The organism is Paracoccus sp. NIOT.M2S5SZ12, assembly GCF_057748165.1.
Map to the genome: position 1 here is coordinate 24717 of NZ_JBYLFR010000008.1, position 22066 is coordinate 46782.

23 protein-coding genes are annotated in these 22066 nt (G+C 70.1%); 17 read left to right on the forward strand and 6 right to left on the reverse strand.

Going from position 1 to position 22066, the window contains the following annotated elements; genetic code table 11:
- The first annotated feature begins 67 nt into the window (after positions 1 to 67).
- The 5 genes from AC2SGK_RS08935 (at position 68) to AC2SGK_RS08955 (ending at position 5273) form a co-directional block, all read left to right on the forward strand.
- Positions 68 to 1192, forward strand: a complete 1125-nt coding sequence (locus AC2SGK_RS08935; protein WP_488323228.1) for an ROK family transcriptional regulator — start codon at positions 68 to 70, stop codon at positions 1190 to 1192.
- 152 nt (positions 1193 to 1344) lie between these two features.
- Positions 1345 to 1965 carry a 30S ribosomal protein S4 gene (gene rpsD, locus AC2SGK_RS08940; protein ID WP_045981180.1) on the forward strand — a complete coding sequence of 207 codons (621 nt, stop codon included), beginning with the start codon at positions 1345 to 1347 and terminating at the stop codon, positions 1963 to 1965.
- Between the two features lie 134 nt (positions 1966 to 2099).
- On the forward strand, positions 2100 to 3167 hold the full coding sequence (locus AC2SGK_RS08945) for a calcium-binding protein (RefSeq protein WP_488323229.1): 1068 nt from the start codon (positions 2100 to 2102) through the stop codon (positions 3165 to 3167).
- Between the two features lie 79 nt (positions 3168 to 3246).
- Positions 3247 to 4335, forward strand: a complete 1089-nt coding sequence (hisC, locus tag AC2SGK_RS08950) for a histidinol-phosphate transaminase (protein ID WP_488323230.1) — start codon at positions 3247 to 3249, stop codon at positions 4333 to 4335.
- Positions 4332 to 5273: a prephenate/arogenate dehydrogenase family protein gene (locus tag AC2SGK_RS08955; protein ID WP_488323231.1), complete on the forward strand. Its 942-nt coding sequence runs from the start codon at positions 4332 to 4334 to the stop codon at positions 5271 to 5273. Before hisC ends, AC2SGK_RS08955 begins: the two co-directional genes overlap by 4 nt.
- Here AC2SGK_RS08955 and AC2SGK_RS08960 read toward each other — a convergent pair.
- Positions 5270 to 6274 (reverse strand): DUF2125 domain-containing protein, encoded by a 1005-nt coding sequence (locus tag AC2SGK_RS08960; RefSeq protein WP_488323232.1) that lies wholly within the window; start codon positions 6272 to 6274, stop codon positions 5270 to 5272. The two genes, AC2SGK_RS08955 and AC2SGK_RS08960, sit on opposite strands and share 4 nt — an antisense overlap.
- Before the next feature lie 62 nt (positions 6275 to 6336).
- On the opposite strand from AC2SGK_RS08960, the gene AC2SGK_RS08965 reads away from it, so the two are divergent.
- The 3 genes from AC2SGK_RS08965 to AC2SGK_RS08975 all read left to right on the forward strand — a co-directional run bounded on the left by AC2SGK_RS08965 (position 6337) and on the right by AC2SGK_RS08975 (position 9905).
- Positions 6337 to 6882 carry a gamma-glutamylcyclotransferase gene (locus AC2SGK_RS08965; protein ID WP_488323233.1) on the forward strand — a complete coding sequence of 182 codons (546 nt, stop codon included), beginning with the start codon at positions 6337 to 6339 and terminating at the stop codon, positions 6880 to 6882.
- Between the two features lie 171 nt (positions 6883 to 7053).
- Positions 7054 to 8256, forward strand: a complete 1203-nt coding sequence (locus tag AC2SGK_RS08970) for a biopolymer transporter ExbB (protein ID WP_488323356.1) — start codon at positions 7054 to 7056, stop codon at positions 8254 to 8256.
- Positions 8257 to 8258: 2 nt separating this feature from the next.
- A complete protein-coding gene (locus AC2SGK_RS08975; RefSeq protein ID WP_488323234.1) occupies positions 8259 to 9905 on the forward strand; it encodes a peptidoglycan -binding protein in 1647 nt (548 codons plus the stop codon).
- Here the strand turns inward: AC2SGK_RS08975 and AC2SGK_RS08980 are convergent.
- The 3 genes from AC2SGK_RS08980 to AC2SGK_RS08990 are packed head-to-tail and all read right to left on the reverse strand — an operon-like array spanning position 9902 to position 11901.
- Entirely contained in the window at positions 9902 to 10234 is a 333-nt protein-coding gene (locus AC2SGK_RS08980; protein WP_488323235.1) for an SMR family transporter, read from the reverse strand. The two genes, AC2SGK_RS08975 and AC2SGK_RS08980, sit on opposite strands and share 4 nt — an antisense overlap.
- Positions 10235 to 10236: 2 nt before the next feature.
- Entirely contained in the window at positions 10237 to 11229 is a 993-nt protein-coding gene (locus AC2SGK_RS08985; RefSeq protein ID WP_488323236.1) for a YihY/virulence factor BrkB family protein, read from the reverse strand.
- Positions 11230 to 11250: 21 nt separating this feature from the next.
- A complete protein-coding gene (locus AC2SGK_RS08990; protein ID WP_488323237.1) occupies positions 11251 to 11901 on the reverse strand; it encodes a hypothetical protein in 651 nt (216 codons plus the stop codon).
- Between the two features lie 144 nt (positions 11902 to 12045).
- Between AC2SGK_RS08990 and purB the strand changes: the two genes are divergently transcribed.
- The 4 genes from purB (at position 12046) to gap (ending at position 15726) form a co-directional block, all read left to right on the forward strand.
- Positions 12046 to 13359 (forward strand): adenylosuccinate lyase, encoded by a 1314-nt coding sequence (gene purB / locus AC2SGK_RS08995; protein ID WP_488323238.1) that lies wholly within the window; start codon positions 12046 to 12048, stop codon positions 13357 to 13359.
- A gap of 74 nt (positions 13360 to 13433) precedes the next feature.
- Positions 13434 to 14444 carry a FliG C-terminal domain-containing protein gene (locus AC2SGK_RS09000; RefSeq protein ID WP_488323239.1) on the forward strand — a complete coding sequence of 337 codons (1011 nt, stop codon included), beginning with the start codon at positions 13434 to 13436 and terminating at the stop codon, positions 14442 to 14444.
- 55 nt (positions 14445 to 14499) lie between these two features.
- Positions 14500 to 14643 carry a hypothetical protein gene (locus AC2SGK_RS09005; protein ID WP_488323240.1) on the forward strand — a complete coding sequence of 48 codons (144 nt, stop codon included), beginning with the start codon at positions 14500 to 14502 and terminating at the stop codon, positions 14641 to 14643.
- An 81-nt stretch (positions 14644 to 14724) separates the two neighbouring features.
- Positions 14725 to 15726, forward strand: coding sequence for a type I glyceraldehyde-3-phosphate dehydrogenase (gene gap / locus AC2SGK_RS09010; protein ID WP_488323241.1), 1002 nt, complete (start codon positions 14725 to 14727; stop codon positions 15724 to 15726).
- 58 nt (positions 15727 to 15784) lie between these two features.
- Here the strand turns inward: gap and AC2SGK_RS09015 are convergent, their stop codons facing one another.
- Together AC2SGK_RS09015 and AC2SGK_RS09020 are read right to left on the reverse strand one after the other, a co-directional pair.
- On the reverse strand, positions 15785 to 16537 hold the full coding sequence (locus tag AC2SGK_RS09015) for an SDR family oxidoreductase (RefSeq protein ID WP_488323242.1): 753 nt from the start codon (positions 16535 to 16537) through the stop codon (positions 15785 to 15787).
- Between the two features lie 6 nt (positions 16538 to 16543).
- Positions 16544 to 16849 (reverse strand): antibiotic ABC transporter, encoded by a 306-nt coding sequence (locus AC2SGK_RS09020; protein ID WP_488323243.1) that lies wholly within the window; start codon positions 16847 to 16849, stop codon positions 16544 to 16546.
- A 169-nt stretch (positions 16850 to 17018) separates the two neighbouring features.
- Between AC2SGK_RS09020 and pyrC the strand changes: the two genes are divergently transcribed.
- The 5 genes from pyrC (at position 17019) to AC2SGK_RS09045 (ending at position 22043) form a co-directional block, all read left to right on the forward strand.
- Positions 17019 to 18062, forward strand: coding sequence for a dihydroorotase (pyrC, locus tag AC2SGK_RS09025; RefSeq protein WP_488323244.1), 1044 nt, complete (start codon positions 17019 to 17021; stop codon positions 18060 to 18062).
- On the forward strand, positions 18059 to 18730 hold the full coding sequence (locus AC2SGK_RS09030) for an orotate phosphoribosyltransferase (protein ID WP_488323245.1): 672 nt from the start codon (positions 18059 to 18061) through the stop codon (positions 18728 to 18730). Before pyrC ends, AC2SGK_RS09030 begins: the two co-directional genes overlap by 4 nt.
- 96 nt (positions 18731 to 18826) lie before the next feature.
- Complete coding sequence (locus tag AC2SGK_RS09035; RefSeq protein WP_488323246.1) at positions 18827 to 20326, forward strand: replicative DNA helicase; 1500 nt, start codon at positions 18827 to 18829, stop codon at positions 20324 to 20326.
- Between the two features lie 4 nt (positions 20327 to 20330).
- Positions 20331 to 20681, forward strand: a complete 351-nt coding sequence (locus AC2SGK_RS09040) for a DMT family protein (RefSeq protein ID WP_411838793.1) — start codon at positions 20331 to 20333, stop codon at positions 20679 to 20681.
- 174 nt (positions 20682 to 20855) lie between these two features.
- Positions 20856 to 22043 carry a multidrug effflux MFS transporter gene (locus tag AC2SGK_RS09045; RefSeq protein ID WP_488323247.1) on the forward strand — a complete coding sequence of 396 codons (1188 nt, stop codon included), beginning with the start codon at positions 20856 to 20858 and terminating at the stop codon, positions 22041 to 22043.
- Positions 22044 to 22066 lie beyond the last annotated feature (23 nt).

The following is a 22066-nucleotide window of genomic DNA, read 5'->3' on the forward strand; positions in this document are numbered from 1 at the left end:
CACCAGAAGAATCGACTTGTCAATAAATCAATCATGTTGATTAATGCATTTCAGGAGGACGGAATTCATGCCCCTAGACCGTGACGCCCCCGGCTGGCTCAGCCGGAACGAGCGCGTGATCCTGTCGCTGATCCGGCGTCGCGGGCCGATGCCGCGCGCGGCCCTGGCGCAGCTGACCGGGCTGTCCGCGCAGTCGATCACCAACCTCACGCGCAAGCTGATGGCGGCAGGCTTCCTCGAGGCCGAGGAGGTCGTGCGCGGCAAGGTGGGCCAGCCCTCGGTGCCGCTGGCCCTGGCCGCGGACGGGGCATGGTTCCTGGGCCTCAAGATCGGCCGCAGGCTGGCGGAGCTGGCCTTGGTCGATTTCGCGGGCCGGGTGCGCATGCACCGCCAGGAGGTCCACGCCCATCCCCGCCCCGACCGCATCCTGGCCTTCGCGCGCCAGGGGCTGGAGACGCTGACCGCCTCGCTCAGCCCCGCGCAGCGGGCGCGGCTGATGGGCCTGGGCATCGCCACCCCCTATCGGCTGTGGGACTGGGGACAGGAGATGGCCGACTGGAGCGGGCAGGACCTGCGGGCCGACCTGGCCGCGGGCCTGCCCTATCCGGTCTTTCTGGACAATGACGCGACCACCGCCTGCGGGGCCGAACTGGTCTTCGGCACGACCGCCCTGCCCCGCGACTTCATCCACATCTACATCGCGCATTTCGCCGGCGGCGGCATCGTACTGGACGGGGTCCTGCGCCACGGGCCGACCCGCAATGCGGGCGCGCTCGGCTCCATGCCGGTGCCCGTGCCGGGGGCGCGGGGCGGGCAGCTGCTGGACCGCGCCTCGGTTTCGGCGCTGGAGGCGCGGATCGGACGCTCGCTGCCGCCCGACGATTCGGGCTGGGACGTGCCCCCCGACATCGAGGCGGACTGGGCCGAGGAGGCGGGCCGGGCGCTGGCCTTCGCGGCCATGTCGGCGGTGGCGCTGGTCGATCTGCCGCTGGTCGTGATCGACGGCGCGGTCCCCCCCGCCACCCGCGCGCGCCTGGCCCAAGCCACGCGCCGGGCGCTGGAGGCCATGCCCGCCGCCGGCATCGACCGCCCGACCGTGCTGGAGGGCAGCCTGGGGCGCAGCGCGCGCATCCTGGGCGCCGCCGGCCTGCCCCTGTCGCATTTCTTCCAGCCCGACGGCGCGCTGGATTAGGCCGATTGCGGTTGACACGGGCGCCCGCGCGTCTATACGGCACGCTTCGTTGGTGTTGGTGGACCCCGCAAGGGGAACCCTGTCGGACCCTGGATCGCAAGGCCCCTGGTCAAAGGACAACGCCCTTCGCAACTGCATGAAGGAGATCAGCCGTGACCAAACGCACGTCTGCCAAGTACAAGCTCGACCGCCGCATGGGCGAGAACATCTGGGGCCGCGCCAAGTCGCCCGTCAACCGCCGCGAATACGGCCCCGGCCAGCACGGCCAGCGCCGCAAGAACAAGCTGTCGGACTTCGGCACCCAGCTGCGCGCCAAGCAGAAGCTGAAGGGCTACTACGGCGACCTGACCGAGAAGCAGTTCCGCCGCATCTATGCCGAAGCCGAGCGGATCCGCGGCGACACCGGCGAGAACCTGGTCGGCCTGCTGGAGCGCCGCCTGGACGCCGTCGTCTATCGCGCCAAGTTCGTGGCGACCATCTGGGCCGCCCGCCAGTTCGTGAACCACGGCCACATCCAGGTCAACGGTCAGCGCGTGAACATCGCCTCCTACCGCGTCAAGGAAGGCGACGTCATCTCGATCCGCGAGCGTTCGCGCCAGCTGGCCATCGTGCTGGAAGCCGTCGCCCTGACCGAGCGTGACGTTCCGGACTACCTGGAAGTCGACCACAACAAGATGACCGCGACCTTCGTGCGCACCCCGGCCCTGGGCGACATCCCCTATGCCGTGCAGATGGAACCGAACCTGGTCGTCGAATTCTACGCGAAGAACTGATCTTCGCCGCACCGCATTCCTCGGGGCCGCATCTTGGGATGCGGCCCTTTTTCATTGCATTCGATGCATTCGATTCTGGCCTTGCGGCCGCGACCCGCTAGCGTCGCGGCATTGCATCCAACCGGAGCGCCATCATGGCCCGCATTCGTCTGCACCGATCCTTTGACCTGACCATTCCCACCCGCTTCGGCGAAGGCCGCTTCGGCGGCGACGAGGAGTGGATCGACTATGCCGACGGCTATCGCGTCGCCATCGACGGGGCCGGGTTCGACCGTGCCGACGCCCTTCGCCTGACGCAGGACGGTCGCGCCGTGGTGACCATGTCCGACTTCCTGATCTCGACCGCGCCCGGTGTCATCGACATTGCCGCCCTGTTCGAACGCGGCGACTATCTGTCGGTCTGGCGCACGATCATGGCCGGGGACGACCAGATCACCGGCTCCTCGGGGCGCGACGTGGTCTCGGGGCTGGCGGGGAACGACCTGATCCGCGGCCTCGGCGGCGACGACCGGCTGTCCGGTGGCGCGGGCGCGGACCGGCTGGAGGGTGGGTTGGGCAACGGCCGGCTGCAGGGCGATGCGGGCAACGACGTCCTGGACGGGGGCCTGGGCAACGACACGCTGAACGGCGGGGCGGGCAGCGACCTGCTGATCGCGGGGCGCGGTGCGGATGTCGTGATCGGCGGCGCGGGCATCGACACGCTGCGCCTGGCCACCACGGCGGACGTGACCGTGGACCTGGCCCTGACATCGGTCCAGCGCTTTGCCGGCGGGTCCGTCGCCGTGACCGGGGTCGAGAACCTGCGCGGCGGTGGCGGCGACGACCGCCTGTCGGGCACCGCCGGTGCCAACCTGCTGGAAGGGGGCGCGGGCGACGACATCCTGGCCGGGCGGGCGGGCCGCGACCGGCTGGACGGCGGGCTGGGCAACGACACGCTGGACGGCGGCACCGGTGCGGATGTGCTGCGCGGCGGCGCGGGTTCGGACGCCTTCGTGTTCCGCGCGGGTTCCGGCGCGGACCGGATCGTCGACTTCCGGACCGGGACCGACAGCATCGTCTTTGAAGGGGGCGCGGAGGGCATGGCGGACCTGCGCATCATCGACCGGGGCGCGGATACGGTGATCCGCTTCGGCGCGGACAGCATCGTGCTGACCGGGGTCGATCACCTGCGCCTGGACGAGGGTGATTTCGTCTTCTTCTGACCGGGCATCCGCGGCGGTTTGGGGGCTTTCCTTGTCGGTGACCGGGCACTAAACCGGGCGCGGACAAAGGATGGACCCCATGACCCAGACCCCCGTGCAGCCCGGCATCATGGATATCGCGCTCTATGTCAGCGGCGAAAGCACGCTGGCCGGGCGCGACGACGTGCTGAAGCTGTCGTCGAACGAGAACCCGCTTGGCCCCAGCCCCGCGGCGCAGGAGGCCTTCCGCCGCGCGGCGGGCGATCTGCACCGCTATCCGGCGACCGATCACGCGGGCCTGCGCGCGGCCATCGGGCAGGTTCACGGGCTGGACCCCGACCGCATCATCTGCGGCGTGGGCTCGGACGAGGTGCTGCAGTTCGTGGTCCAGGCCTTTGCCGGTCCGGGCGACGAGGTCATCACCACCGAACACGGCTTCTCCATGTATCCTATCCTGGCGCGCATGGTCGGCGCGACCCCGGTGACGGTGCCGGAGGACACGCGCCGCGTCGATGTGGACGCGATCCTGGCCGCCGTGACGGAACGCACGCGCGTCGTCTTCATCGCGAACCCGGCCAATCCCACCGGCACCATGCTGGGCGCGGACGAGCTGCAGCGCCTGGTGGACGGCCTGCCGCCGCAGGTGCTGTTCGTGCATGACGGGGCCTATACCGAATTCGCCGACGGCTTCGACGGGGGCGCATCGCTGGTCGACCGGCATCCGAACGTGATCATGACGCGGACCTTCTCCAAGGCCTATGGCCTGGGCGGGCTGCGCATCGGGTGGGGCTATGCCGCGCGCGAGGTCATCGACGTGCTGAACCGCATCCGCCAGCCCTTCAACCTCTCCAATGCCCAGATGGAGGCCGCCCGCGCCGCCGTGCTGGACCGCGACTTCACCGACCGCTGCATCGCGCTGAACGCGCGGATGCGCGAGCGGATGCGGCAGTCGGTGATCCAGATGGGCATCGGCTGCGACGAGAGCTTCGCCAATTTCGTGCTGGCGCGGTTCGACGGCCCCGACACGGCCGCCGCCGCCGATGCGGCGCTGCGGGCCGAGGGCATCCTGGTGCGGCGCGTGGGCGGATACGGCCTGCCCGACGCCCTGCGCATCACCGTGGGCGACGAGGAGGCCGTGACCCGCGTCCTGGACTGCCTGGGCCGGTTCATGCAGGGGCGCGGGCAATGACGCAGGTCTATGACAAGGTCGCCCTGATCGGGCTGGGCCTGATCGCCGGGTCCATGGCCCATGCCATGCGCGAGGGGGGGCTTGCGGGCCGCATCACCGGCTTTGCCCGCAGCGCCCGGACCCGCGACACGGCACGCGAGATCGCCCTCTGCGAGGTCTGCGACAGCGCGGCCGAGGCGGTGGCGGGGGCGGATCTGGTCGTGCTGGCCGTGCCCGTCGGCGCCATGGCCGAGGTCATGGCCGAGATCGCGCCCCATCTGGCGCCCGGCGCGACCGTCACCGATGTGGGCTCGGTCAAGCAGTCCGTCATCGATGCCGTGACCCCGCACCTGCCCCAGGGCGTGCATTTCATCCCCGGCCACCCCCTGGCCGGGACCGAACATTCCGGCCCGCGCGCGGGCTTTGCCAGCCTGTTCCGCAACCGCTGGTGGCTGCTGACGCCCTTGCCCGACACCGATCCCGACGCCTTGGCGCGGCTGGACCGGCTGATCACCGCGATGGGGGCCAAGACCGACCGGATGGACGCCCCCCATCACGACCTGGTCCTGGCCGTGACCAGCCATGCGCCGCACCTGATCGCCTATACCATGGTGGGGGTGGCCGACCACCTGCGCCGGGTATCCGGCGAGGAGGTGATCCAGTATTCCGCCGCCGGTTTCCGCGACTTCACCCGGATCGCGGCCAGCGACCCGACCATGTGGCGCGACGTGTTCCTGCACAACCGCGAGGCAACGCTGGACATCCTGGGCCGCTTCACCGAGGAGCTGTTCGTGCTGCAGCGCGCCATCCGGATGGGCGACGGCCAGCAGCTGCACGACTACTTCACCCGCACCCGGGCGATCCGCCGCGGCATCATCGAGGCCGGGCAGGACACCGAGGCGCCCGATTTCGGCCGCACCCCCGGCGCCCGCGCGCCCGTGCCGGACGGCGCCGCCTAGAAGGCCGGCGCCGGGCCGATCGGCAGGCCGCCCAGCACGACCTGCCCGTCGCGGAAGATGACGGGCAGGCGCAGCTCTCCCTCTGCCGGGTCCGGAAAGGCCGGGCCGGGCAGCGCGGTGTCGATGGGTGCCTCGGAGAGCCTCGACAGACCGGCGCGGATCAGCAGGCGCGCACCATCGGGGATCAGCCCCAAGGCCCCCGCCATGTCGATCATCGCCTGCGAATCGGCCGAATAGAGCGCGACCTGCCCTTCGGCGCGGCCCTGCGCGTCGCGCGCCAGCCGCCCCACCAGGCGCAGCGCGATCCCGCCCGCGGCGATCTCCAGGCCCGGCGTCTGCCAGCCGACGACCTGCGGGGCGGGTGCGTTCGGCACGGGCGTGCCGTCCAGCCACAGCCGCACCGTCCCCGATCCCGCGACCGGCCCCGGCAGCAGCCCTGCCCCGAGGCCCAGGCTCTCCAGCGCGGCGGTCTGCCCCTCCTCCAGCTCCAGCGTCACGTCATAGGCCGCCCGCGCGGCGCGAGGCGCCTGCGCGCCGAGCGGCACCAGATCGGCGTCCAGGCTGAGCCCACCTGCCAGCGGCTGCCCGTCCAGGGTCAGATCGCGCGCCGAGACCTGCATCGCGCGCGGCGAGAACCCGTTCAGCGGCGCGAGTTCGACCCATGCGACCGGGTCGGACAGGCCCAGCTGCCGCTCCTGCCCCTCCCGGACCAGCGTCAGGGCCTCGGGCAGGTCCAGCCGTGCCGTCAGGGGCGACAGCGGTCGCAGCGACAGCGCCGCCCGGGGCAGGCGCAGACCCAGCGCCGGGTCCTCCAGCCGCAGATCGCGCATCGCCACGCCCAGGCGGGCCGGATCGCGCAGGGGGCGGATCTCGGCCGCGTCCAGCGCCGGATCGGCGGCGATCGCCGCCGCCAGCTGCCGGCTGGCCAGGCTCTCGGCGCCCAGCCAGCCGCCCACACCCACCGCCGCTGCCAGAACCGCCCCGATGATCGCTCCGCGCATGTCCGCCCTGCCCTTCCGTCCGTGATAATGCTGCCCTAAGTTGTGGGCCGAAAGGGGCGCGAATGGAACGGATAGATTGGATCTTCGGTTACGGGTCGCTGATCTGGAACCCGGGCTTCGCCCCGGCGGAGAGCGTCAAGGCGACGCTTGCGGGCTTTGCGCGCAGCTTCTGCCTGCGCTCCATCCAGCATCGCGGCACCGAGGACCTGCCGGGGCTGGTGCTGGGCCTCGATCCGCAGGAGGGCGCGCTGTGCCAGGGCCTGGCCCTGCGCATCAAGCCGCGTGACCATGATCGCGTCCTGGCCGATCTGCGCGCGCGCGAGCTGGTCACCGACGCCTATCGCGAGGCGGTGCTGCCCGTCGCGCTGGAAGACGGGCGCGAGGTTCGCGCGCTGGCCTATGTGATGCGGCGCGACCATTGGCAATATGCGGGCGGCCTGCCCCTGGAGGAGCAGGCCCGCATCATCGCCGCGGCGCAGGGCGGGCGCGGCCCGAATGCCGATTACCTGTTCAACACCGCCATCCATCTCAGCCGGATCGGCATGCCGGACGATCACCTGGACGATCTGGCCCGCGCCGTGCGCGCCCTTCTGCCCCCCGCCGGTTAAGCGCGTTCGCCGGAACGCTTGGCAAGTGACCCGCCCCATCCTACAGTCGGCCAAAAGCAGCGACGGGGCGGGGATTTACCGGTGAGCGATCCGACCAATGGCGACAGGCAGCCGCCCTCGCGGCTGACCTTGACGAACCGGCGCCTCGCGGCCACGCGCGACAAGGCGCTGATGGCCGAGACCGGGTCGCCCCGTTTCTCGCAGCCCGTCCGCCAGATCCTGATGATGCTGACCGTGATGGGGCTGGTGCTGGCCGGCGGCTGGTTCGCCTATGGACGCATCCTGTCCATCTTCGACGCGAACCGCTGGCTGAACGGGCTGATCCTGGCGGTCTTTGCCCTGGGCGTTCTGGGCTGCTTCTGGCAGGTCGCGCAGCTGGTCGGCTCGGTCAGCTGGATCGAACGCTTTGCCGCACGCCGCCGCGGGACCGACGGACCGGAGGGTCACGACGCCGCCCCCCGCCTTCTGGCACCGCTGGCGGCGCTGCTGGGCTCGCGCGGCCCGGTGGGCGGGGCGATCGGGGCCAGCTCCGCGCGCTCGATCCTGGATTCCGTCGCGACGCGCATCGACGAGGCGCGCGACATCACCCGCTATCTGGCCAACTTGCTGATCTTCCTGGGTCTTCTGGGCACGTTCTACGGTCTGGCGACCACGATCCCCGCCGTCGTCGACACAATCCGCGCCCTGTCGCCGCAGGACGGGCAAAGCGGGCTGGACCTGTTCGAGAACCTGATGAGCGGGCTGGAATCGCAGCTGGGCGGCATGGCCACGGCCTTCTCCTCCTCGCTTCTGGGTCTGGCGGGATCGCTGGTCGTGGGCCTTCTGGAGCTGTTCGTGACCCATGGGCAGAACCGCTTCTATCGTGAGCTGGAGGAGTGGCTGTCGGGCTTCACCCGCCTCGGCGTCGAGTTGGGCGACGGGGAGGCGGTCGATCAGGCCGCCCTGGCCGGGTTCCTGACGCAGATGGCTGCGCAGATGGACCGCATGCAGCGCTATCACGGCGAACGCGAGGGCCTGCGCGAGGAGACCGCGCTGATGGCCGATGAGCGTGTCGTGGTCATGGCCCAGGCGGTGGAGGCGCTGGTCGATCAGGTGCAGGCCGACCGTGCCGCAGCCGCCGCGCAGCAGGACCGGCTGGCGCAGGCGCTGTCGCGGCTGGCCGAGCATCGCCCCGCCACGCCGGACCTGTCGCGGCTGGAGGCGGCGCTGGAGCGGATGACCCGCGACATGGCCGAGGGCCGCGACGAGATGCTGGCCGAGCTGCGGTCGGACATCCTGGTCCTGACGCGGGCGGTCCGCGCGGCGCGCTTCGGTGATCCCTTCTCGGATGCGCGCCTGGCCGCGGACCCGATCCTCAACCGATCCGGGGTCTGACCATGCGGCTGTCGCGCGGATCGTCGGCGCAGCGCTTCTCGGCCTCGATCTGGCCGGGCTTCGTGGACGCGATGACGGCGCTGCTTCTGGTGCTGATGTTCGTGCTGACCATCTTCACCGTGGTGCAGGGCGTGCTGCGCGAGGAGATCACCAGCCAGGGCAGCACCATCACCGATCAGGGCGAGGTGATCTCGCGCCAGGACCGGCAGCTGAACGAGCTGGGCGCGCAGGTCGCGGCCCTGGGTCAGGCCCTGGGCCAGTCCCGCGACAGCGAGGCCCAGCTGAACCGCGCGCTGGAGACCGAGGCCGAGCGCGCCGCCCGCGCCGAGGCCGAGGCGCGCGACCGCGCCGCCCGCATCGCGCGCCTGACCAGCCAGCTGGCCACGGGCGAGGCCGAGCTGACCCAGGCCCGCAGCCGGCTGACCGATTTCGAGGCCGAGGTCGCGGCGCTTCTGGCCGAACGCGCGACGGACCGGCAGCAGGTCGCCACGCTGGAGGGCCGCCTGGAGGAGACCGGGCGGCAGGCCACGGCCGCCGAACTGGCGCTGGCCCAAGACCGCAGAGAGACCGACGCCCAGGCCGAGGCCGCGCGTCTGGCCGCCGCCCGCGCCGATGCGCTGCAGGCGCTGGCCGACGACCTGCGCGCCAAGGGCACCGAGCAGCAGACCCTGCTGAGCGAGGCCGAGGCGGCGCGTCTGGCCGAGGCCGAGGCCGCCCGCCTGCTGCGCGAGCGGCTGGAGGGCGCGGATGCCGAACTGACCGCGATGACGCTGGCGCTGGAGGAGCAGCGGCGCGCGGCGGAGGAGACGCTGACCCTGCTGGCCGCCGCCAATGCTGCGCGCGACGAGGCCGTGGCCCGCGCCGATGGCGCGCTGTCCGAGGCCGAGCGGCGGGCGGCGCTTCTGGCCACGGCGCAGGGCGCGCTGAGCCAGCAGGAGGAGTTGGCCCAGGACGGCCAGCGCCGCGTCGCGGTCCTGAACGAGCAGGTGGCGCAGTTGCGTGCGCAGCTTGGCTCGCTGCAGGCGCTTCTGGACACGGCGGGCGACCAGCAGGCCGAGGCCGAGCTGCGCGTCTCGGACCTGGGTCAGCAGCTGAACGCCGCGCTGGTGCGCGCCGCCGAGGAGACCCGCGCCCGGTTGGGCCTGGAGGAGGAGGCGCGCCGTCGTGCCGAGGCCGAGGCGCAGGACCTGGCGCGCTACCGCTCCGAATTCTTCGGCCGCCTGTCGCAGATCCTGCAGGGCCGCGAAGGGGTGCGCGTGGTTGGCGACCGCTTCGTCTTCCAGTCCGAGGTGCTGTTCGCGCCGGGCGAGGCCACCCTGTCTGAGGCCGGACAGCAACAGATCGCGGGGCTGGCCGCCCTGCTGACCGATATCGCCGACGAGATCCCGCCCGAGATCGACTGGATCATCCGCGTGGACGGCCATACCGACAGCTTGCCCCTGTCGGGGACCGGTCGCTATGCCGACAACTGGGAGCTGAGCCAGGGACGGGCCCTGGCGGTCGTGCGCTATCTGTCGGACGGGCTGAACTTTCCAGCATCGCGGCTGGCGCCCACGGGCTTTGCCGACACCCGCCCCATCGCGCCCGAGGACACGCCCGAAGGCCGTGCCCTGAACCGCCGGATCGAGCTGAAGCTGACCGAGCGTTAATGCCCGACGGTGCGGGAGAAGACGTTGATCACGACCACGCCCGCCACGATCAGCGCCAGCCCCACGACCGCGGGCAGATCCAGCCGCTGGCCGAAGACCACCAGCCCGATCACTGCGACCAGGGCCACGCCGCAGGCGCTCCAGATGGCGTAGGCCACACCCAGGGGCAGCGCCTTGAGGCTGACCGACAACAGATAGAAGCTGGCCAGATAGCACAGCGCCATGCCGATGGTGGGCATCAGCCGCGAGAACTGTTCGGACCGCTGTAGCAGCGAGGTCCCCACGACCTCCAGCACGATGGCGAGGACGAGGGGCAGATAGGGCGACATGGTCAGGCGCGCTCCGGCTTAAGGGGGCGGTCGTCGGGCACACCGGCCATGTGCTTGAGATGCCGCTCCAGTTCGGAATTGATCTCGGCCCCGACCAGCACGATCATCGCGTTCAGCCAGAGCCAGGTCATCAATGCCACGACCGCGCCCAGCGAACCATAGGTCTCGTTGTAGTTGCCGAAATTCACCGCGTACCACGAGAAAAGCATTGACGTGACCACCAGCGCCAGCCCCGCGATGACTGCGCCCGGAGAGATCCAGCGCCAGCGCGACTTGGGCGCGGCCGGTCCCCAGCGATAGACCGCCGCCAGACCCAGGATCAGCAGGCCCAGCATCAGCGGCCAGCGGATGACGGCCAGCACTGTCTCGGCCCCCCATCCGATCGGCAGCAGGCGCAGCACGATCGGGACGACGGCGATCACCGCCAGCATCATCGCGATCATCGCCAGCCCGCCCACCGTGAAGCACATCGCGGCCACATTCAGCTGCACGAAGCTGCGCGTCTCGCGCTGGAAGAAGGCGACGTTCAGCGCCGAGAGCAGCGCCTTCATCCCGCCATTCGCGGACCAGAAGGCCAAGAGCAGCGCGACCACGCCCGCCAGCGACAGCGCCCCGGTCGAGGCCGAGGCGATGGCCACGACCTGCGCGCGGATGATGTCCAGCGCGCTGGCCGGCAGCAGCGTCTCCAGCAGCGCCAGATGGGTCTGGATGGTCAGCGGATCGGCCCAAAGCCCATAGAGCGACACGAAGGCGGTGATGGCCGGGAACAGCGACAGCAGCCCGAAGAACGTTACCCCGCCCGCGACCGAGGTGACGCGATCCTCCCCGATCTGCCGGATCGTGGCCTTGGCGACGGTCAGCAAGTCGTCGCGACGCAGGTCGCGCAGGCCCGGCACGGGTGCCGCATCGCGCGCCTCGTCCAGTCCGAAGCGCGCGCGTGTCGCGGGATCAAGCGGCCCGAACAGGGCCGCGCGGATGCCGATGGGTCGTGTCATGCGTGCCGCGCCCAGTCAGCCTCAAACATGCGGCAGATCATCCTGCGGCCGGGCGGCGCGGTCGCGGGGCTGGACGGGCTGCGGTCCGGGCGCGCCGTTCAGGATCGCGCGCAGCTGATCGGCGGCGGCCACGAAATCGCTCACGATCGAGGTAGCCTGCGACGACACGCCCCGAAACGCAGTGAAGGCCCCGGTCAGCGACTCGGCCACTCCGGTCAGGCCACGTGAAAGCTCGGTCGCGGTGCGGGTCAGGTCCTTAGCCATGTTGCCGCGACGCCCGCGCGACGCCCCGGCCCGCAGACGCGCGGCACGCTCGCGGTCCTCGCGGTCTTGGGCGCGGACGCGTCGGCGCATCGCCTCGCGCTCCTCCTCGTCCAGCGCGGCAAAGCGCGGCGCGACGGCGGGGCCGTGCGGGCGGTGGTCGCTGTCGGTGTCGGTCCCGGCCAGCTTGCGGCCCAGGATCGCGGCGGCGGCGGTGACGCCCGCCACGCCCAAGGCGACGCCGGTCCAGACGATCACCTTGGCCGTGGTCCCGGCCTCCGCCGCCGGGCTGCCGGCATGGGCGGGGCGCTGGCCGGTGGGCACGGGACGCGGGCCGAAGCGGGTGTGGCTGGTGCGCTCGGCCTCGGTCCGGGGGGAATGGGGCGGGTTCGGGTGATGGGGGCGGCGCATGGATCTCTCCGGTCGGTTGGCTGGACTGTTGCCACCGAACCCGCCGGGCGCGGGGAATGTTCCCGCGCCCCTGACGCGGCCGTGATGAAAACTTGCCCCCGCCCCCCCGCGCGGCTATGCCCCCCGCAGCGAAAGGAGCCCGCCATGATCCCGCGTTACAGCCGCCCCGAAATGGTCGCCATCTGGTCCCCCGAGAGCAAGTTCAAGATCTGGTACGAGATCGAGGCCCATGCCTGCGACGCGCAGGCCGATCTGGGCGTGATCCCGCGCGCCAATGCCGAGGCCGTCTGGCGCGCCAAGGATGTCCAGTTCGACGTGGCCCGCATCGACGAGATCGAGGCCGTCACCAAACATGACGTGATCGCCTTCCTGACCCATCTGGCCGAGCATGTGGGCGCGGACGACGCGCGCTTCGTCCATCAGGGCATGACCAGCAGCGACGTGCTGGACACCACGCTGAACATCCAGCTGGTCCGCGCCTCCGACCTGCTGCTGGCGGGGATGGACCGGGTCCTGGCCGCGCTGAAGGCCCGCGCGCATGAGCACAAGGACACCGTCCGCATCGGCCGCAGCCACGGCATCCACGCCGAGCCGACCACGATGGGCCTGACCTTCGCCCGCTTCTATGCCGAGATGGCCCGCGGCCGCGACCGGCTGGAGCGCGCGCGCGAGGAGGTCGCGACCGGCGCGATCAGCGGCGCGGTCGGCACCTTCGCCAATATCGACCCGGCGGTCGAGGAGCATGTCTGCGCCAAGCTGGGCCTGCGCCCCGAGCCGATCAGCACCCAGGTCATCCCGCGCGACCGCCACGCGATGTTCTTCGCCGTGCTGGGCGTGATCGCCTCCTCGATCGAAAACATCGCCATCGAGATCCGCCACATGCAGCGCACCGAGGTGCTGGAGGCCGAGGAGTTCTTCAGCCCCGGCCAGAAGGGCAGCTCGGCCATGCCCCACAAGCGCAACCCGGTCCTGACCGAGAACCTGACGGGCCTTGCGCGCCTGGTGCGCATGTCGGTCATCCCGGCGATGGAGAACGTGGCGCTGTGGCACGAGCGCGACATCAGCCATTCCTCGGTCGAGCGCGCGATCGGGCCGGACACCACGATCACGCTGGACTTCGCTCTGCACCGCCTGGCGGGCGTGGTCGAGAAGCTGGTGATCTATCCCGACAACATGCTGGCCAACATGAACAAGTTCCGCGGCCTGGTGATGTCGCAGCGGGTGCTGCTAGCGCTGACGCAGGCGGGCGTGTCGCGCGAGGACAGCTATCGCCTGGTGCAGCGCAACGCCATGAAGGTCTGGGAGAAGGGCGCCGATTTCCGCGAGGAGCTCCTGGCCGACCCGGAGGTCACCGCCGCCCTGTCCCCCGCCGAGATCGAGGAGAAGTTCGATCTGGGCTATCACACCAAGCATGTCGACACGATCTTCGCGCGCGTCTTCGGCGCCGCGCCGCGGTGATTTCCGGGAATAAGTCAACCTTCCGTTAGGGTTGTGGTGGCATCCTGTCCGACGACGCGATGACGGAGGGTGCCATGACAAGCCAGACGGGTCTCAATCAGCGGCAGAAGGCGGCGGTGATCGTGCGGCTTCTGCTGGACGACGATGAGGTCGCGGGCCTGGACCGGCTGGACAGCGGCGCCCAGACCCTGCTGGCGCAGGAGATGGCCGGGATGGAGCTGATCGACCGCGCCACCCGCGACGCGGTCATCACCGAATTCTGCGACCGGCTGGAATCGGTGGGCGTGACCTTTCCGGGCGGTCTGGACGGCACGTTGGCCATGTTGGGCCAGCGCCTGTCCGAGGACAGCACCGACGCGCTGCGGCGCACCGCCGCCATCACCGGACAGTCCGACCCCTGGGCGCGGCTCTGCGCCCTGCCCAAGGACGCGCTGATCGCGCTGGCCAATGCCGAATCGGTCGAGCTGGTGGCGCTGATGCTGTCCAAGCTGCCGGTCGAGGCCGCCTCCGCCACCTTTCTAGCCCTCCCGCGCGAGCGGGCGCGCGTCGTGGCCCAGGCCATGTCGATGACATCGGGCGTCACGCCGGCGGCGCTCAAGCGGGTGGGCCTCGTGCTGCTGCAGGCGGCCGAGGCGCTGCCCAAGCCCGCCATCGCCACGCCCGCGACCGACCGGATGGGGGCGATCCTGAACTTCGCCACCGCCGATCTGCGCGACGACGTGCTGGGCGCACTGGACGAACGCGACGTGGAATTCGCCGACGGGGTGCGCAAGGCGATCTTCATCTTCGCCCACATCCCCGCCCGGATCGAGCCGCGCGACGTACCCAAGATCGTGCGCGAGCTGGACCAGGCGACGCTGGTGCGCGCCCTGGCCGCCCCGTCCGAGGCGGACGCGATAGCCGCCGACTTCATCCTGTCCAACCTGTCGCAGCGCATGTCCGACGGCCTGCGCGAGGAGCGCGAGGCCCTGGGCAAGCCCCGCGCCAAGGATGTCGAGGAAGCCATGACCGAGGTCGTCTCGGCCATCCGCCGCCTGCAGGAGGACGGCCAGCTGGTGCTGAAGATGCCCCAAGACGACGAATGAGCCGTCTTGCCCGCCGGGCGGCGCTGCGCGATAACGAGGCGTCCCGGAGGCGCTGATGACGAACAGGATCGCGATTGCCCTGCTGCTGCTGATCGCTGCGGCCTTTGCGGTGGATGCCGTCTGGCTGGGCTGCGGACTGCCCCTGACGGTGGCCCGCGGCATGGACGGGCTGATCGAATATCTCAGCTTTTGGCGCTGACGGTCGGCCTTTCGGCATTTGCATCGCGACCGCCGCCGCGCTAGAGCATGCGCAACCGTCACCTGCTCGAGAGGGATACCCATGGCAGTCAAGGTCGCCATCAACGGCTTCGGCCGGATCGGTCGCAACGTCCTGCGCGCAATCGTCGAATCCGGCCGCACCGATATCGAGGTCGTCGCGATCAACGACCTCGGCCCGGTCGAGACGAACGCCCACCTGCTGCGCTATGACAGCGTGCATGGCCGCTTTCCGGCCACGGTCACGGTGTCGGGCGACAGCATCGACGTGGGCCGCGGCCCGATCAAGGTGACCGCGATCCGCAACCCGGCCGAACTGCCCTGGGGCGACATCGACGTCATCATGGAATGCACCGGCATCTTCACCTCCAAGGAGAAGGTCCAGCCGCACCTGTCCACGGGCGCCAAGCGCGTCCTGATCTCGGCGCCGGGCGACAATGCCGACAAGACCATCGTCTATGGCGTGAACCACGACACGCTGACCAAGGACGATCTGGTCGTCTCGAACGCCAGCTGCACCACGAACTGCCTGTCGCCGGTGGCCAAGGTGCTGAACGACACGATCGGCATCAATCGCGGCTTCATGACCACGATCCACAGCTATACGGGCGATCAGCCGACGCTGGACACGATGCACAAGGACCTGTACCGCGCCCGCGCCGCGGCGCTGTCGATGATCCCGACCTCGACCGGGGCCGCCAAGGCCGTGGGCCTGGTCCTGCCCGAGCTGAAGGGCAAGCTGGACGGCGTGGCCATCCGCGTGCCGACGCCCAACGTCTCGGTCGTGGACCTGGTGTTCGAGGCCAGCCGCGACACCTCGGTCGCCGAGATCAACGCCGCGATAAAGGCCGCGGCCGACGGCCCGCTGAAGGGCGTGCTGGGCTATACCGAGGAGCCGCTGGTCTCCACCGACTTCAACCACGACCCGCATTCGTCGATCTTCCACATGGATCAGACCAAGGTCATGGAGGGCCGCATGGTCCGCATCCTGACCTGGTACGACAACGAATGGGGCTTCTCGAACCGCATGTCGGACACGGCCGTGGCGATGGGCAAGCTGATCTGACCTACGCCCCCGAAACGCGAAAGGCCTCCGTCCGGGGGCCTTTTTTATTTCCGCGGGATCAGTCCGCGTAGATCATCCGGACGCTCATCCCCCCATCGACCACGAAGCGCTGCCCGGTGACGAAGCCCGCCTCGTCCGAGGCAAGCCACCCGACCAGCCCCGCGATGTCGTCCACCCGCCCCACGCGCCCGACCGGATGCTGCCGATGGTCGGTCTCCGACAGGTCCGGCGGGTGCCGGTCGGCGGCCTTGCGCGCCAGCGACGTGTCGATCCAGCCCGGCAGGATGCAGTTCGCGCGGATCGCCGGTCCCAAGCTGACGGCCAGCGCATGGGTCAGCGCGACAAGCGCCCCCTTGGCGGCGGCATAGGCCTCTGTATCCGGCTCCGACTGCAGCGCGCGGGTCGAGGCCATCGTCACGATGCTGCCCCGCGCGGCGCGCAGCAGGGGCACGCAGCCGCGGATCGTCAGGAAGGTGCCCGTGACATGGCTGTCCTGCCAGGCCCGCCAGCGCTCCAGCGACAGATCCTCGATCGGGCCGCTGACCGGATCGGCGATGCCCGCATTGCTGACCAGCAGGTTCAGCCCCGCCCCGTCCAGCCAACCGCGCAGCGTGGACAGCGCGCCCTCCACATCGGCCTCGATGCCGACATCGGCGTGCAGCGCCAGCAGACCCGGGTCGGATGCGCCGATCTCCTCCAGCGCCTCGGCGTCGCGATCCATCACCGCGACGCGCCAGCCATCGGCGCGCAGGCGGGTGACGATGCCGCGCCCGATGCCCTGCGCCCCGCCCGTGACCAGCGCCGTCCGCATGCGGGCCTAGCGCGTCCTGACGGCCGAGAGGCGACGCGAATTCGCCCGTGTCCGACGGCCATAGGGCCGCAGCCCGGCCGACAGCATCCGTTCGGCGCTGTGGCCCCGCATGCCGGCGCTGGCCATGGCCATCATGGATTCCGACAGGGCGGCCTGCTTTTCGGCGATCATGCGGAACGGTTCTCCGGGGGACTGGACCATCAGGCCCATCATCCCGGCCATGCGCATGCCGATCACCATGTTGGCCTCGATGGCCATGCGGGCGAACTGGGAGGCAAGCCGCACCTGCGCGGCGGGCAGAATCAGGGGCATCATCGGGTTCATTGGCGGAATTCCTTTCGGCCGACCGGGCAGGTCATGCCCGGCCCAGGCACATTGCGCCCTGTGGCGCAGTCAGACAACCGCCACTTTGGCCGCGGGTTCCCGCAATCCCGCGATGCCCGCTTGGCAAGGCCGCCCTGCCGTGGTTAGAGGCAGCCTCATGACACAGACGCTGACCCTTCGCCGCCCGGACGACTGGCACCTGCATCTGCGCGACGGCGCGATGCTGCAGGCCGTCGTGCCGCATTCCGCGCAATTCGGCCGCGCGATCATCATGCCCAATCTGGTGCCGCCGGTCACGACCGGCGCCCAGGCCGCCGCCTATCGCGACCGCATCCGCGCGGCCCTGCCCCAGGGTGCCGCGCTGGACCCGCAGATGGTGCTGTACCTGACCGACACGACGGATGCCGCCGATGTGGTGGGCGCGTTCCGCGACGGGATCATCCGCGCGGTCAAGCTCTATCCGGCGGGCGCCACCACCAACAGCGCCTCGGGTGTCACCGATTTCGACCGCGTGCAGCCGGTGCTGGAGGCAATGGCCGAGGCGGGCGTGACGCTCTGCGTGCACGGAGAGGTCACCGACCCGTCCGTCGACATCTTCGACCGCGAGGCCGTGTTCATCGACACCGTCCTGGACCCGCTGCGCCGCCGCACGCCCGGCCTGCGTGTGGTGATGGAGCATATCACCACCTCGCAGGGCGTCGATTACGCCCGCGCGGGCGGCGACGACCTGGCCGCGACGATCACCACGCATCACTTGGTCATCAACCGCAACGCCATCCTGGCGGGGGGCATCCGACCGCATTACTACTGCCTGCCGGTGGCGAAACGCGAATCCCACCGCCTGGCGCTGCGCGCGGCGGCGACCTCGGGCGACGCGACCTTCTTCCTGGGCACCGACAGCGCCCCGCATACGGATGCGGCCAAGCTGCAGCCCTGCGGCTGCGCGGGCTGCTTCACCGCGCCCAACACCATGTCGATCCTGGCGCAGGTCTTCGAGGATGAGGGCGCGCTGGACCGGCTGGAGGCCTTCACCAGCCTCAACGGCGCGGCCTTCTATCGCATGGCGCCGAATGCGGACCGCATCACCCTGACGCGCCGCGACAGGCCCGCCGACTACCCCGCGCAGATCACCGCGGGCGCGGAGACGGTGACCGTCTTCGACCCCGGCTTTCCGCTTTTCTGGCATCTGGAGGACCAATGAGCCTGACCTTCCCCGCCCGCGAGGAGATCGCCCGCCTGACCGCCCGGATGCTGTTGGAGATCAAGGCCGTCGACTTCAACGCGGCCCAGCCCTTCACCTACGCCTCGGGCCTCAAGGGCCCGACCTATGTCGACTGCCGCCGCATCATCAGCTTTCCGCGGGTGCGCAGCACGCTGATGGACTTCATGGCCGCGACGGTCATGCGCGACGCGGGCTTCGAGGCGTTCGACAACGTGGCGGGCGGTGAGACTGCGGGCATCCCCTTCGGCGCGCTGGTCGCCGAACGCCTTGGCCTGCCCATGACCTATGTGCGGAAAAAGCCGAAAGGTTACGGCCGCAACGCCCGCATCGAGGGCGTGATGACCGAAGGCCAGCGGGTCCTTCTGGTCGAGGACCTGACCACCGATGGCGGCAGCAAGCTGTCCTTCGTGGACGCGATCCGCGAGACGGGTGCGACCTGCGCGCACACGGCGGTGATCTTCTACTACGGCATCTTCCCCGAGACCACGCAGCGTCTGGCCGATCACGGCGTGCAGCTGCACCACCTCTGCACCTGGTGGGACGTGCTGGCCGAGGCCCGCGCCCAAGGCGTCTTCGACGAGGCGACCCTGACCGAGGTCGAGGCCTTCCTGACCGAGCCGCGCGCCTGGCAGGCGGCAAACGGCTGATCGGGTCTTATCCACAACTTCATGCGGCCGGCCCCGATGACGGGCCGGCCGCTTTCGGTTTACTGTGAACCAAGGCAGAAAAAGGGCAGGCAGACCATGAGCACCCTCACCGTGACCAGCGCGCGCTTCATCGTTCCCGGCCAGTCGGAGGAGCAGGCGCAGCCCTCGGTCCCCTTCTCGCTGGAGGCCGAGCAGCAGCTTCTGGGCGCGCTGCTGACCAACAACGACGTCTTCGACCGGGTCAGCCAGATCATCAAGTCGGATCATTTCTACCACCCGGTCCATGCGCGCATCTTCGACATCTGCGCCGAACGCATCCGCCGGAACGCCCTGGCCAGCCCGGTCACGATCAAGGCCTTCCTGGAGAACGACGACGGGTTGAAGGAGCTGGGCGGCCCGGCCTACTTGGCCCGGATGGCGGCGGCGGCGATCAGCGCCTATGCCGCGCGCGACTACGCCCAGATGATCCGCGAATTCGCCCTGCGGCGCGAGCTGATGCAGCTGGGCCAGGACATCGCCGCCCGCGCCCAGTCCGTCGAGGTCGGCGACGACGCCGAGGAGCAGATCAAGGCCGCCGAACAGACGCTCTACAAACTGGGCGAGGCAGGCACCGCCGAACGCGGATTCCAGAGCTTCCTCAAGGCCGTGACCGGCGCGGTGCAGGTCGCCAACGCCGCCTATCAGCGCGACGGCAAGCTGTCGGGGATTTCCACCGGGCTGATCGACCTGGACGCCAAGATGGGCGGTCTGAACAATTCGGACCTGATCATCCTGGCCGGCCGCCCGTCGATGGGCAAGACGTCGCTGGCCACCAACATCGCCTTCAACATCGCCAAGGCCTACAAGCTCGGCGAAAAGCCCGACGGCACACAGGGCGCGATCGAGGGCGGCGTCGTGGGCTTCTTCAGCCTCGAGATGTCGGCCGAACAGCTGGCCGCGCGCATCCTGTCCGAGGCCGCCGAGGTGCCCTCCGAGCGCATCCGCAGCGGCAACATGGACGAGGGCGAGTTCCGCCGCTTCGTCGAGGCGGCGCACGCGCTGCAGAACTGCCCGCTGTTCATCGACGACACGCCCGCCCTGCCAATCAACCAGCTGGCCGCCCGGGCGCGGAAACTCAAGCGGACCCACGGCCTCGACGTGCTGATGGTCGACTATCTCCAGCTCCTGAAGGCGGCGACGGCCAAGGACAGCCGCGTGAACGAGGTCTCCGAGATCACCCAGGGGCTCAAGGCCATCGCCAAGGAGCTGAACATCCCCGTCATCGCCCTGTCGCAGCTGAGCCGCCAGGTCGAGAACCGCGAGGACAAGCGCCCGCAGCTCTCCGACCTGCGCGAATCCGGCTCGATCGAGCAGGACGCCGACATCGTGATGTTCGTGTTCCGCGAGGAATACTACAAGGAACGCGAGAAGCCCTCGGACAGCGACCTCGATGCGATGGCGAAATGGCAGCAGGTGATGGAGGCCGTCCACGGCAAGGCCGAGGTGATCCTGGGCAAGCAGCGCCACGGCCCCATCGGCACGGTCGAGCTGGCCTTCGAGGGGCAGTTCACCCGCTTCGGCAACCTCGCCCGCGACCGCCAGAGCCAGTGGGACTGACGCCATGACCCTGCCCGTCCCGGTGGCCACCATCGGCCTCCTCCTGGCCTCGAACATCTTCATGACGGTGGCCTGGTACGGCCACCTCAAGTTCAAGACCGCGCCCCTGGTGACGGTGATCTTCATCAGCTGGGGCATCGCCTTCTTCGAATACCTGATGCAGGTGCCCGCCAACCGCATCGGCTACGGGTATTTCAGCGCCGCCCAGCTCAAGACCATCCAGGAGGTCATCAGCCTCTCGGTCTTCGCGATCTTCTCCTGGGTCTACCTGGGCGAAAAGATCGGCTGGCAGCACGGCGTGGGCTTCTCGCTGATCTGCCTCGGCGCCTGGTTCATCTTCCACGACTTCGGCTGATCGCGGGGGCGGCCCGGAGGGGGCACAGCCCCCGCCGGCGGGGGGTCCGGGGGGCGGCGCCCCCCGGCATCTCGCGGGACGCAATCCGTCTGGCGCTTCCCCCCGCGGCCGCGCTATGGATGGGCCGCCGGACTTGCACATCGTGCATCCCGCCCTTCGAACAGGTCACCCGCCATGCGCACCCCGCCCCATCTACTGACGCTGGTCGCCCTCTCGGGCGTCTCGGCGCTCTCCATGAACGTCTTCCTCCCCTCGCTGCCGGGCATGGCGCGCGATTTCGACGTCGATTACGGCGTGATGCAGCTCTCGGTCTCGGCCTATATCGGCGCCAGCGCGGTGCTGCAGCTGCTGGGCGGCCCGCTCAGCGACCGCTTCGGGCGCCGCCCGGTGGTCATCTGGGGGCTGGCGGGCTTCCTTCTGGCCACCATCGGAACGCTGATGGCGACCACCGCCACGACCTTCCTGATCTTCCGGCTGCTGCAATCGGTCATCACCGTTTGCATGCTGGTGCCGCGCGCGGTGATCCGCGACCTCTATGACGGCGACCGCGCGGCCTCGATGCTGGGCTATGTCACGATGGGCATGGCCGTGGTGCCGATGATGGCCCCCGTCTTCGGCGGCGTCCTGGACGAGCTCTTCGGCTGGCAGGCCAATTTCGCGGTGATGGGCGCGCTCGGCATCGCGGTCCTCATCGTCGCCTGGCGCGACATGGGCGAGACAGTCCGCGACGGCGGCATGAACCTGCGCGCCCAGATGGTCAACTATCCCATCCTCGCCCGTTCGCACCGCTTCTGGGGCTATTGCAGCGCGGCGACGCTGTCCTCCGGCGCCTTCTTCGCCTATCTGGGCGGGGCGCCCTTCGTGGGCGACCAAGTATTCGGCCTGACCCCCGCACAGGTCGGCTACTGGTTCGCGGCGCCTTCGGTCGGCTACATCCTGGGCAACTTTCTGGCCGCGCGCTTCTCGCCCGTGCTGGGCCTGAACCGCATGATCCTGATCGGGGCGGCCATCTGCCTCGCGGCGCTGACCGCCGCCCTGGTCATGGACATGGCGGGGATCGTCCGCCCGCTGATCTTCTTCGGGGCGATCGCGCTGATGGGCCTTGGCAACGGCATGGTCCTGCCCAACGCCAATGCCGGCATGATGAGCGTGCGGCCCGAACTGGCCGGCACCGCCTCAGGCCTGGGCGGGGCGCTGGCCGTGGCGGGCGGGGCGATCCTCTCGGCACTGGCCGGCGCGCTTCTGCAGCCAGGCAGCGGTGCCACCCCGCTCCTGGCCATCATGTGCGCCTCGGCCTTGGGTTCGCTGGCCGCGATCCTCTGGGTGCTGCGGCGCGAAAGGCAGCTGGCCCTGATGGCGTGACCCCTTGCCCCGCCCCCTTTGCA